We start from the raw sequence: 12,902 nt of genomic DNA, 5'->3' as shown, positions 1-12,902 counted from the left end.
AGGCTTTACATATACACAAACGCCGGACGCTGCAGGCGCCCGGCGTGTCGGCCATCAGCCCAGGAACAGGCGATAGGCCGGGTTGTCACTTTCATCCCAGTAGGGATAGCCAATCGCCTCCAGCGCTGCCGGCACCAACTGACGCTCATCGTCCGGCACCTGCAGTGCGGCCAGCACGCGACCATCGGCAGCGCCGTGGTTGCGGTAGTGGAACATGGAGATGTTCCAGCGCCCGCCGAGTTTCTGCAGGAAGTTGAACAGCGCCCCCGGCCGCTCCGGGAACTCGAAGCGCAGCACCATCTCGTTGCTGACGCCGACCGCATGGCCGCCGACCATATGGCGGATATGCAGCTTGGCCAGCTCGTTGTCGGTCAGATCCAGCACCGGGAAGCCCTGCGCTCGCAGGCCATCGACCAGCGCCTGGCGCGGGTCGTTTTCCGGGTGGGTCTGCACCCCAACGAAAATATGCGCCTCGCGACCAGTGTTGTAGCGGTAGTTGAACTCGGTGATCTGACGCTTGCCCAGAGCCTCGCAGAAGGCCTTGAAGCTGCCCGGCTGCTCGGGGATGGTCACAGCGATGATGGCCTCGCGCTTCTCGCCCAGCTCGGCACGCTCGGCCACATGGCGCAGGCGGTCGAAATTGACATTGGCGCCGGAGTCGATGCCCACCAGCACCTGTCCCTGCAGGCCCTCACGCTCTACGTATCGTTTGATACCGGCCACGGCCAGAGCACCGGCCGGCTCGGTGATCGAGCGAGTATCGTCATAGATGTCCTTGATCGCCGCGCAGATCTCGTCAGTGCTGACGGTGATGACCTCATCCACGTAGTTCCGGCAGATCTCGAAGGTGTGCTCACCGATCTGCGCCACGGCCACACCGTCGGCAAACAGCCCGACACTCGGCAGCACCACACGCTCACCGGCGGCCATGGCCTGTTGCAGGCAGTTGGAATCGTCCGGCTCGACACCGATGACCTTGATCTCGGGGCGCAGGTATTTGACGTACGCGGCGATGCCGGCGATCAGCCCACCTCCGCCGACCGGCACGAAGATGGCGTCGAGGCGGCCCTGATGCTGGCGCAGAACCTCCATGGCCACGGTGCCCTGGCCGGCGATTACCAACGGATCGTCATAGGGGTGGATATAGGTGTAACCCTTTTCCTTGACCAGTTTCAGCGAATGGGCCAACGCCTCGGGAAAGGCATCGCCGTGCAAAACAGCCTTGCCGCCACGCGAACGCACGCCCTGCACCTTCAGCTCCGGGGTGGTGCGCGGCATGACGATGGTCGCCTTCACCCCCAGATGCCTGGCCGCCAGCGCCACGCCCTGAGCATGGTTGCCGGCCGAGGCGGTAACCACGCCACGGGACAGTTCTTCGGGGGACAACTGAGCCAGCTTGTTGTAGGCGCCACGAATCTTGAACGAGTACACCGGCTGCAGATCCTCGCGCTTGAGCAGAATCTGGTTGCCCAGTCGCTCGCTGAGCTGACGGGCCGGTTGCAGCGGGGTTTCCTCGGCAACGTCGTAGACGCGCGAGGTCAGGATCTTCTTCACGTACTGTTCAAGCATGGCGGTTTCGCAGGTGTTGAGGCGGGAGGTAGCTGACGAGTCTACCGCAGCCCCGCCGCAGCCGACCACATGAAAGGAGGGGTTTTGCCGGCCGCCCCGGGCTTGGCGCTATAATTCCGTCTCCGACCTTCCCACCCTCCAGGCATATCCCCCGTGATGAACCAGGATCAATTGAAACAGGCCGTGGCCCAGGCCGCTGTCGACACCATCCTCCCCAACCTCGACAGCAAGAGCATCATCGGTGTCGGCACCGGCTCCACTGCCAACTTCTTCATCGATGCCCTAGCCCGGCACAAGATGGAGTTCGACGGTGCCGTAGCCAGCTCCGAAGCTACCGCAGCGCGCCTGAAGGCACACGGCATCCCGGTCTACGACCTCAACAGCGTCAGTGATCTGGAGTTCTACATCGACGGCGCCGACGAGAGCGACGAGCACCTGAACCTGATCAAGGGCGGCGGCGCCGCACTGACCCGCGAGAAGATCGTCGCGGCGGTAGCCAGGACCTTTATCTGCATTGCCGATGCCAGCAAGCTGGTACCGGTGCTGGGCGCCTTCCCGCTGCCGGTGGAAGTCATCCCCATGGCACGCAGCCACGTGGCCCGAGAGCTGGTCAAGCTGGGCGGCGACCCGGTGTACCGCGAGGGCGTGGTGACCGACAACGGCAACATCATCCTCGACGTGCACAACATGTCGATCACCAACCCGGTGAAGCTGGAAGCCGACATCAACGCCATCGTCGGCGTAGTGACCAATGGTTTGTTCGCCGCCCGCCCGGCTGACCTGCTGCTGCTCGGCACTACCGAGGGTGTTTGCCGCCTGAGCCGCTGAGGGCAGCCTTTAGCCCGCCGCCTGCTGTCGCTGATGTCGCCAGTGCTGGATTTGCTGCTCGATATTCCAGGCGATGAGCTGCTCGAACAGGCTGCGGGTAAAGCCTTCGTCAAACCCGGCCTCGGCGGCCCAGCGGCTGCGCTCGGCCAGCATGGCCGCAACCCGCTGCGGAGCCGGGATGGATTGCTCGTCCGGCTTGAAGCGGGCCGCCGCCCTGACATAGTTCAGGCGCTGACACATGGCGTCGAAAATCTGCCGGTCGTAAAGATCGATGGCGGCCCGGATGTCCTCCAGGCTGCTGCAGTCTTGCGGGGCTTTGATTGTGCTCATGGATGTTTTCCGTAATGGCTCAAAAGTCGAGGGCTCGCGGTTCAGACTGCATACACCTGGATCGGTTGCAACTGCTCGCGGCGGTCGGCGATCAGAGCATCAAACAAGGGGTCGAAGGCAGCCGGCTCACGGTGATGGGGCATGGCAATCAGGTGCGCCTCATGCCCCGACGCAGCCAGGCCAAAGGCCTGTACCAACGGTTCGGAGGGGCGCGGGAACACCACGGTGACCGAATTGGCGTGGCGCCAGGCAGCGATGCCAGCCTGCCGCAAGCGGCTCACTGCGTACTCGGCCATATGCAGGCAGTGCTGCACACGGCGACACCACTGCTCATGAGTCCGACTGCGCAGTCCTGCCCAGAGAATCAAGGGACTATGGCCGTTGCGCGAGCCACTGATGGTGCGATCACGCGCGGCGATGTAGTCCACCTCCACGGAGATGCGCTCCACATGGCGCCGCCGGGCCAGCACTATGCCGCAGGGTATCGGCGAGCCGATCATCTTGTGCCCGGACACGCTGATCGAATCGATGCCGTCGGCGAATGTATGGGGCTGGGGGCTGCCGACGAAGGGCAGGATCATGCCGCTGAGCGCGGCGTCGGCATGCAGATAGTAGTCGTCACGGGCAAAGCCGGCGAGCGCCAGACGCTGACGGATGTCGGCGATATCGTCCACGGCGCCGCGCAGGGTAGTACCGATATTGGCAAAGATGATCGGCGCTGAACCCCGGTTGGCGGCAATCCGCTGCAGCAGGTCGTTGCAATCGATCTCGCCGCTGGGCAGCGAGGCCACTACCTGACTCCTCATTTTCAGCAGGCGGGCGATCTTCATCACCGAGTAGTGACTGTCACGCGAATAGTAGAGAGTGCCATTGGGAAACAGCTCACGAGCCAGGTAGCAAGCGAACATGTTGCCTTCGGTGCCGCCATTGGTGACGTATCCCCAACTATCCTGCACGGCGATCCGGTACAGCCCGGCAAAGTGACTCATCACCTCGCGCTCGAAGGCGAAGGTATTCAGCAGATAGTTGCCGGGCTCGCTCCAGTCGCCGCAGTTGTTGATCGAAAAACGCAGGAAACGCTCCAGCTGCGAGTAGTCGAAATCCGCCGACTCCGGGTAGCTGATGTTGAAATACTGATGCTGCAGGCAGTACTGCCAGAAGCTGTTCAGCTTCATCTGATCGGTGGCCGAAAGGATCATGGTTGACTCCATATGCGTGGGAAAAGCAATGCAGCCCGACCTAACCGGCCGTCTGACGGGTTTCCAGAAGACTCTGCCAGTGCTGCAGGGTGGGTGTGCGCGCCAGCTCCTCGAAGCTGACGGCGATGCCACGAGCCTTAAGCTCCGCCGCCAGATTCATCACCCGCAGGGAGTCGAGGCCGTAGAAGATCAGGTTCTCCGCCGGATCCAGCTCCTCGCCGTCCTCCACCAGCTGGCGCACCCGCTCAGCCAGCCATTCGCGGTTGGCCTCCAGCGCCAGTTGCCGGCGCAACTGCTGCTTGTCGATCTTGCCCACGGCGGTATGCGGCATGGCGTCCAGCAGACGGATACGATCCGGCAGCTTGTATTCGGCGATGCCCAGCTCCAGCAGATGGCGGCGCAGCATCGGAGCCTTCAGAGCGTTAGCGGAGGCGACGATAAAGGCGCAGCTCCGTTCGCCGAGGCGCTCGTCAGGCATGGCCACCAGAGCGGCCTGGCTGACTTGCGGATGCTGCAGCAGCAGGTGCTCGACCTCCTCCGCGGCGATCTTCTCGCCACCACGGTTGATCTGATCCTTGACCCGCCCCACTACCTGCAGGAAACCGTCGGCAGTGCGCCGCACCAGATCACCCGACAGATAGAAACCCTCGGCATCAAAGGCCCGGGCGTTCTGCTCCGGACTGGCGTAATAGCCACAGAAGGTGTACGGGCCGCGGGTGGCGAGCATTCCGCTCACGCCGTCGGGCAATGGCTGGCCGTTCTCGTCGAGAATGCGGATCTCATCGTCGGCACAGATCGGCCGGCCCTGAGTGGTGAAAATCTGTTCCGGCGGATCGTCCAGGCGGGTATAGCTGATCAGTCCTTCGGCCATGCCGAACACCTGCTGCAGACGACAGCCCAGCACCTGCGGCACGCGCCGCGCCAGCGCTTCGGCGAAACTGGCGCCACCTACCTGCAACACCTCCAGCGAGCGCAGCGCTTCGCGATCGCCGGCCGCCGCCTCCAGCCACAGGACGACGGCGCTGGGCACCAGTGCGGCGACGTTGACGCCATGCCGGGCAATCAGCGGGAAACACAGCTGCGGGTCCGGCGAGGCGGCCAATACCACGCAGCCACCGGCATGGAATACGCCCAACGCGCCCGGCGAACTGAGCACGAAGTTGTGCGCCGCCGGCAAGGCGCAGAGAAAGCGCGTTCGTTCACTCAAGGCACAGACCTCGGCGCAGCGCCTAGCGTTGAAGCAGTAGTCGTCATGGGTGCGCGGAATCAGTTTCGGTGTACCCGTGCTGCCACCGGACAGCTGAAACAGCGCCACCTCGTCCGGCTGACCAGGACGACAGGCGAGCGCCTGCCGTGCCGGGGCCTGCATCCAGTCCTCGAGACGCTCGCCCAGTGCGCTCTCACCCAACAGCAACACGCGCTCTGGCGCCTGTCCGGCATCGCGCAGCCCCTGCAGCCAACTGTCGTCACGCAGCACCTCATGGCTGGCCGAGGCTATCAGCAGGCGCGGACGAATCTGCCCGACATAGTGGCCCAGCTCCAGCTGGCGGTGGCTGTACAGCGCATTGAGCGGCACGATACCGGCCTTCAGCAGAGCGAACAGGACAATGTAGAACTCGGCGACATTGGGCAACTGCACCAGCGCCGTATCACCACGGCGCATGCCGCCGGCCAGCAGGCGGCTGGCCAGGTTGCCGGATAGCTGGTCAAGCAGGGCATAGCTGAAGATGCGCTCACCGCAAATGATCGCCGGCGCCTCCGGTCGCTCATGAGCCTGGATTTCCAGAATCCGGCTCAACGGCTGGCCAATCCAGTAGCCCAGCTCCCGGTAACGGCGGGCACGCGGCTCCGGCCAGCGAGTAAATTCGATGCTCATGTCAGTCCCTACTAGTGGCGGGTGAATCGGTGGGCAGACCGAAGGCCCGCAGCATGGTGCCGAGCTTGGTCTGCACCTCGTTCCATTCGTTTTCCGGGCGGGATGCCTCGACGATGCCGGCACCGGCAAACAGCCGGACGCGATTGCGCTGGATCGAGCCGCAGCGGATGGTCACCACCCATTCGCCGTTGCCTTCGGCATCGCACCAGCCCACCATGCCGGTGAACAGGCCACGCTCGAATGGCTCGACGAAGCGGATCAACTGACGCGCGCGCTCGGTAGGAAAACCGCATACCGCAGGCGTCGGATGCAGCCGACAGGCCAGCTGCAGGGCTGACAGCCTGTCATCCGGCAACTCGCCCTCGATGCGACTGGACAGGTGCCACAGCGCCGCGGTGCTGATCAGCGAAGGCCGCTCCGGCACCTGCAAACGGCTGCACATGCCCTGCAGCCGCGCACGGATGTCCTCCACCACCAGGCTGTGCTCGTAGTGATCCTTCTCCGAAGCCGCCAGCCAGGCGGCATTGGCCTGATCCTCACGGGCCTCGGCACTGCGCCGCACCGAGCCGGCCAGCGGATTGGAAACGAACTGCCGGCCGTGCTTGCGGATCAGCAATTCAGGGCTGACCCCAAGCAATACCCCACCGTCGGCCTGCGGTACGCAGAAGTGATAACCGCTGCGGTTCTGCCGCCTTAGCCGCTGCTGCACGACCGACACATCCACGTCTTCGGCAAAGCTCAGCTCGCGCTGCACCGAAAGCACAGCCTTGCGCACATCACTGTGCTGAAAATTGACGATGGCGTGCTCGACCGCGCGCTTGAAATCAGCTTCCCCTGGAACATTGCGCTGTTCCAGCAACACCGGCAGCGGCTCGTCCGTCTCGGCCGGTGCGGCCAGCGGCCGCCATTCGACGCATTGCGGCACGTAGAGGCAGGACGGCTGGCTGGTATCGAAGGGAATGGCCCCTACCACCATGGGCTGGCGCTGGCCGTGGCGAACTGCCCGCTCCAGGGCCTGCTCGATGCTGTGCAGCAAGGGACTGCCGGCTGACTGGGCGCCGGCTGCCGGGGCGTCAATGCGCTGCATCGGCCCCCGGGCGATAAGTTCGAGATCACCTGAGGCGAAGGAGAAGGTTTGGCAGTCGCCATCCCCTTCCTGTTCGGGTGATCCATACACCAGCTGACGAGCCGTTCTCATGAGACATGTCTCCGTGGCGATTGAGCGGGACGGTAAAAAACACTTGAAATATAATGATTCTCATTTCTAATACTAGAAAAACGGATACCACACGGACTTGTCAACCAGGCCATGGCGTCAATGAGAGCACTTACCACTATGCAAGCCGCCTGCTGGATGGGGCGCGAAGAACATGCGCAACTGGGAGGCGTAGCGGCCCACCTGTATGCAGAATTCGACCGCAGCGGAATCGATGCAGGGCGTTTGCAACAGGCGCTGGATCGTCTTTATGCCCTGCATCCCATGCTGCGGATGCAGATCAGCGCCGAAGGAGGCCAGCGCATTGCTCCAGCTCCGCCAGCCGCACCGCTGGAGATCGAGGATCTGCGTAACACTGACACCGCCAGCGTGCAGCAAAGACTGGAGGAGATCCGCCAGCAGTGGACGCACCAGCGACTGGATCCGAGCCGTGGTCAGGTAGCCCGCTGGTGTCTGAGCCTGCTACCGGAAGGTCGCAGCCGCCTGCACCTGGACTGCGACATGATGGCCGTCGATCCGTCCAGCTTTCGCCTCCTGGTCGAGGATCTGGCGCGGCTCTACGAAGATCCGCAAACATCGATTCCGGCCCCTGCGGATTTCTTTGCATGGCTGGATCGGGCGCACAGCGATCCCGCTCTACAGGCAGAGCAGGCCGAAGCCCGCCAGTGGTGGCGCCAGCGTCTGCCTCAGCTTGCACCTGCACCCTCCCTACCGCTGACCAGCGGTGTCCTGAAACCCTGCACCCGGCGACTTCACGCCCGGCTCTCGCTGAGCAAGCGGCAGGCTCTGCGGCAACTGGCCCGGCAACAGCGCCTGAGCTTTTCCGTTCTGCTGCTGGGATTGTTTGCCGAGAGCCTGGCCCGGCATACCGGCGACCGCCGCTTTCGTCTTAACCTGCCATGTTTCTGGCGACCGCCCCTGCTTGCCGGCACCCAGGAAATCGTCGGCGAGTTTGCCAACGTGCTGATTGTCAACGTCGATTTGCAGCAGGCTGGCTCGCTGGCGCAGCTGTGCCATGAGCTGGCTGGCGAAACACGGCAACTGATCGCCCACAGTGCCTACTCCGGGGTCAGCGTGATGCGCGACCTGTCGCGCCTGAAAGGCTCGCCGCAACTGGCTCCGGTAGTGTTCACGGCCGCACTGGATCTGCCCGGGGAAGAGCTGTTTTCCGCACGTGTCCGGCAGCAACTGGGCGAACCGGGCTGGATCGTCTCGCAAGGCCCCCAGGTGGCACTGGATGCCCAACTTGCCAGCGTCCATGATGGACTGCTGATCAACTGGGACGTCCGCCTTGACGCCCTGCCGCTAGCCTGGGTCGAAAGCCTGTTCGATGATTTCGTCGCACAGTTGCAACAACTGGCGAAACAACCGCAGATGCTGGAACAGCCACTGCAGCCGGCCCAGTCTCTGAATGCCCTGCAGCAGGCCTACCTGTTCGGCCGTAGCGAGCAGATGGCACTGGGCGGCGTGGCCATGCAGGAGTTTCGCGAGTACCGCGGCCGTTTCGATCCGCAACTGCTGCGCCAGCGCCTGACCACGCTGGTGCAGCGCCATCCGTCCCTGCGCACGCGGATCGACGCGCAGCGCAACCGGCAGTACCTCAGCGCGGCAGCGCGGCTCAACCTCGATGAGGTCGACCTGCGCCATCTAAGCCGGGACGCCGCCCTCGCCGAACTGGACAGACGACGCGAAACCTATGCCCATACGCTGTCCGACCTGCATCACGCGCCTTGGAACCTGACCCTGTTTCAACTGGCCGATGAGGAACTGGTCGTCTTTGTCCGCTTCGATGCGCTGATCCTCGATGGCCGCGCCATCGCCGCCCTGCTGGTAGAGCTGTTCGACGGTCAGCCGGCAAGGCTACCGCCCCCGGCGGATGCTGCGCCGGCCAGCGAAACTGCCCGCGAAGCGGCCGCCGCCTACTGGCAGAACAAGCTGGCGACGGTCAGCGGGGCGCCACGTCTGCCCTGGAAGAAACCGCTAGAGCAATTGGCCACGGCACGCTTTGCACGCCGCAGCCTGCGCGTGGCACAACCGGTGTTCAATGCGGCCTGCCGCCTCGGCGCCCGTCAGCAGCTGTTTCGCAATACCACGCTGATGGCCCTGTTACTGGAAGTACTGTCACGCTGGCTGGACGAAGGTGAGCTGTGCGTGGCCGTGCCCGTAGCCATTCCCAGCGCCGGCGAATTGGCCAATCGATCCAGCTTTATCGCAGTGAACTGGCAGCCACAACGGGGCAGCTTCGCCGAACGCGCTGCCCGGTTGCAGGGCGACGTGCTCGAAGGGCTGGAGCATCTGGACTTTTCCGGGGTCGACCTGGGACGCCTGCTGCTCGAACACAACGGCCCGGGGCCGGCATTGCCGGTGGTCATTACCAACGGCCTTTCCTGGCCGGCACTGTCCGCCGACAACTCAATGCGCCTGTGCGGCGGACTGACTCAGACCCCCCAGGTTGCACTGGATCTGCGCTTTTCGACGGATACCAGCGGCGACCTGTTGCTCGACCTCGACTATGCCCGGCCGGCCCTGGATGACGAAATGATCGACGAGTTGCTGAGTGCCATCGATCAGGCGCTGAAACAGCTGGCCGGTGCCGCCACCTTTGCACTGGACGGTGCCGCGCTGATCGACCGTCGCCACTATCGTTTCAACAGTCCTCCGGAACAGGCCAATGACTACGCATTTCTCAGCCGGATCGCCGCCAATCTGTTCGCCGCCGAGAATCCGCATCCAGCCCTGATCTGTAACAACCAGCAGTTGAGCTATAGCGAGCTGGGCCAGCGCGTGGCACGCATCATGGGCGCGCTGCAGGGTCGCGGACTGCGCCCGGGCAGCGTGCTCGCCAACTGCCTGCCGCGCAGCCCGGAGCATGTCCAATTGACCCTGGCATGCGCCCTGAGCGGTATCGTCTGGGTGCCGATTGATGCCACGGCACCGGATGAGCGACGCCATTACCTGCTGAACAACTGCCAGCCAGATCTGGTGGTGGCAAACGACACGACTGCCCCAGACTGGACAAGCACCTCCTTCCAGGAACTGCTGAACAGTCCGCCACGCCTGCCGGAGCTGGCAACCCTGGATGAACTGTCGCTCAGCGACACACCTGCCTATTACCTGTACACCTCCGGCACCACCGGCCGGCCCAAGTGTGTGGTGCTGGGCAACCGCGCCACGGCCAACGTGATCGGCAGCACTTTGCACAACTGGAAGGTGACGGCCGACGACGTGTTCATCTCGGTGACGCCACTGCATCACGACATGTCGGTGTTCGACCTGTTCGGCTGCCTGAGTGCGGGAGCCACACTGGTATTGCCGGGCCCCGGCGAAGACAAGGACGCGGTTAGCTGGAACCGTCTGCTGGCCGAACACCGGGTCAGTCTCTGGTGCTCGGTGCCGGCCATTCTGGAGATGTTGCTGGCCTGTCGCGGCGAACACTCCCTGGGCAGCCTGCGCCTGATCGCCCAGGGCGGCGACTACATCAAGCCGGCGGTAGTCGACGAATTGCGCCGGCTGCTGCCGGATGCCCGCCTGATATCCCTGGGCGGCCCGACGGAGACCACCATCTGGAGCATCTGGCACGAGATCACTGCTGCCGACGGCAAGGCCATCCCCTATGGCCGACCACTGCCCGGCAACCGCTACCTGCTGCTCGACGAATCCGGCCGACATAGCCCGCCCGGAGTCGTGGGACGCATCCACACTGCCGGCGCGAATCTGGCACTGGGCTATCTACAGGACGGCTGTCTGCTGCAGACCGACTTCGTCACCGTAGAGGACGACCAGGGCCAGCCGACACGCGCCTTCCGCACCGGCGACTGCGGTTTCTACCGACGCGACGGCATACTGATGTTCGCCCGCCGGGTGGGCGGTTACGTGAAGATCCGTGGCGTGCGGGTGTCCCTGCCGGACGTGGAAATGGCCCTGCTTGAGCACCCGGATCTGCTGCACGTGCTGGTGGTCGACTACGGCGATGCCAGGCAGGGCGATGCCGCCCTCGGCGCGCTCTACGTCAGCCGCAGAGCTGATGTCCCAAGCGTCGCCCAACTCCGCGAGCATGCCAGCCGGCGCCTGGCGCCGAGTCACGTACCATCACGCTTCCTGCCGGTACAGGCCCTGCCACTGAGCGCCAATGGCAAGCCGGACCGCAATCGCGCCCGCCAACTACTGAGTGCCCGAACCGACGCAGAAATCACAACACCGGTCGCAGGCGTCTCGCCCAGAGTCAGGCAACTGCTGACGATCTACCTTGAGGCACTGGGACTGCCGCCCTCGGCCTGCACCGATCCGAGCGTTGAATTCGTCAGCCTGGGGCTACGCCCCAGTCACCTGAAAACCATCTCCGCGCGCCTGCGCGAAACCTTCGCCGCCGACGTACCACCTGCGCAACTGCTGCGCTGGCGCAATGCCGCGGACGTGGAAACCCATCTTCAGCATTACCTCGGAAATCAATTCGGATGATCGATCAACCCACTCTGGACGTTGCCGGCATTGGCATTGGCCCCTTCAACCTCGGACTGGCCGCTCTGCTGTCCGGTCATGACAACATCCGCGCGCTGTTCCTCGAGCGCAAGACGCAGTTCCGCTGGCACGAGGGCCTGCTGCTGCCAGGAACCACTCTGCAGGTACCGTTTCTCGCAGATCTGGTGACCATGGCCGACCCAACCCACCGGCTGAGCTACCTGAACTACCTCCATCAGCATGACCGGCTCTACCCCTTCTACTACTACGACACTTTCCTGATCCCACGCCGCGAGTACGACCACTACTGTCGCTGGGCGTCACAAAAACTGCCGAGCTGCCAATTCGGCGAAGAGGTCAGTGATGTCACCTATGACAGCAGAGCCGACTGCTTCAGGATCCACAGCCGTTCGCCAGCCGGCCTGCTGCGCCAATACAGCGCCCGCGATCTGGTGGTCGGCGTCGGCACCGCGCCCCAGCTGCCGAAATGGGCCGAAGTGGACACCCCGGCGCCAGTGCTGCATGCCGCACACTTTGCCTATTACCGCGAACAACTGGCCCGCTGCCAGCGGGTGGTGGTAGTCGGTTCCGGACAGAGCGCTGCCGAATGTGTGCTGGCTCTGCTTGCCGAGCTAAGCCCCGAACGGGTGGACACCGGTGCCTCGATCCTCTGGCTGACCCGCTCGGCGGGCTTCCATCCCATGGAGTTCTCCAAACTTGGCCAGGAATGCTTCACTCCGGCCTACATGGACTACTTCCACAGTCTGCCGCGCGAACGGCGCCGCGAACTGGTCAAGGGCCAGGCGCTGCTCTACAAGGGCATCAGCTTCAGCACCATCGCCGATGTCTTCGACCAGCTCTACGAGCGCTCCATCGGTGGCCGCGACCCTGGCCTCAAACTCTTTTCAAGCTGCGATGTGGAAAATCTGCAAGTCGCCGCAGACGGCACCCTGTGCCTGCACTTCCGCCATCGCCAGCTGCAGCGGGACGGAACCCTGCAGGCCGATGCACTGATCGCTGCCACTGGCTACCAGCATGTCTGGCCAGCCTGGTTCGAGCGACTCAAGGGTACGCTGCTGGAAGTTGATGAGCACGGCGACTGCCTGGTGGAGACGAACTTTCAGGCCCGCCGCCGAGTTCCAGGCAAGGCAAGGGTCTTCGTACAGAACGCGGAGATTTTCCAGCACGGTGTCGGCTCACCGGATCTTGGCCTGGCCGCCATGCGCAACATCAGCATAATCAACCAGTTGCTGGGCCATGAGCATTACCGACGCCCGCAGCGCTCTGCCTTCCAGCACTACGGTATGCCGCCTCAACAGCCTGCCGATGCAGCCTTGCCGGATGAAAATCAGCTTCTGACAGGGTGTCTGGAAAAACACCGCTGAGCCTGTACCAGATCAGCACAGCCACATCACATTGATGACTC

8 protein-coding genes are annotated in these 12,902 nt (G+C 63.8%); 3 read left to right on the top strand and 5 right to left on the bottom strand.

What is annotated here, in order from left to right; genetic code table 11:
* Positions 1-54: 54 nt before the first annotated feature.
* A complete protein-coding gene (gene ilvA, locus NCCP436_RS09800; protein WP_220803810.1) occupies positions 55-1,569 on the bottom strand; it encodes a threonine ammonia-lyase, biosynthetic in 1,515 nt (504 codons plus the stop codon).
* 156 nt (positions 1,570-1,725) lie between these two features.
* Between ilvA and rpiA the strand changes: the two genes are divergently transcribed.
* Entirely contained in the window at positions 1,726-2,397 is a 672-nt protein-coding gene (gene rpiA, locus NCCP436_RS09795) for a ribose-5-phosphate isomerase RpiA (RefSeq protein WP_220803809.1), read from the top strand.
* A gap of 9 nt (positions 2,398-2,406) precedes the next feature.
* On the opposite strand, the gene NCCP436_RS09790 is transcribed toward rpiA, so the two are convergent.
* The 4 genes from NCCP436_RS09790 to NCCP436_RS09775 are packed head-to-tail and all read right to left on the bottom strand — an operon-like array spanning position 2,407 to position 7,000.
* On the bottom strand, positions 2,407-2,718 hold the full coding sequence (locus tag NCCP436_RS09790; RefSeq protein WP_220803896.1) for an isochorismate lyase: 312 nt from the start codon (positions 2,716-2,718) through the stop codon (positions 2,407-2,409).
* 50 nt (positions 2,719-2,768) lie between these two features.
* Entirely contained in the window at positions 2,769-3,926 is a 1,158-nt protein-coding gene (locus NCCP436_RS09785) for a histidine decarboxylase (RefSeq protein ID WP_220803808.1), read from the bottom strand.
* A 40-nt stretch (positions 3,927-3,966) separates the two neighbouring features.
* Positions 3,967-5,802, bottom strand: coding sequence for a (2,3-dihydroxybenzoyl)adenylate synthase (locus NCCP436_RS09780; RefSeq protein WP_220803807.1), 1,836 nt, complete (start codon positions 5,800-5,802; stop codon positions 3,967-3,969).
* Position 5,803: 1 nt separating this feature from the next.
* Entirely contained in the window at positions 5,804-7,000 is a 1,197-nt protein-coding gene (locus tag NCCP436_RS09775; protein WP_220803806.1) for an isochorismate synthase MenF, read from the bottom strand.
* Positions 7,001-7,111: 111 nt separating this feature from the next.
* On the opposite strand from NCCP436_RS09775, the gene NCCP436_RS09770 reads away from it, so the two are divergent.
* A complete protein-coding gene (locus NCCP436_RS09770) occupies positions 7,112-11,476 on the top strand; it encodes an amino acid adenylation domain-containing protein (RefSeq protein WP_375709482.1) in 4,365 nt (1,454 codons plus the stop codon).
* Positions 11,473-12,861 carry a putative histamine N-monooxygenase gene (basC, locus tag NCCP436_RS09765; RefSeq protein WP_220803804.1) on the top strand — a complete coding sequence of 463 codons (1,389 nt, stop codon included), beginning with the start codon at positions 11,473-11,475 and terminating at the stop codon, positions 12,859-12,861. Before NCCP436_RS09770 ends, basC begins: the two co-directional genes overlap by 4 nt.
* The last annotated feature ends 41 nt before the right edge of the window (positions 12,862-12,902 follow it).

It is taken from the genome of Pseudomonas sp. NCCP-436 (assembly GCF_019656335.1).
In the GTDB taxonomy this organism is placed as follows: Bacteria; Pseudomonadota; Gammaproteobacteria; order Pseudomonadales; family Pseudomonadaceae; genus Aquipseudomonas.
This window is presented reverse-complemented; position numbering and strand designations above follow the sequence as displayed.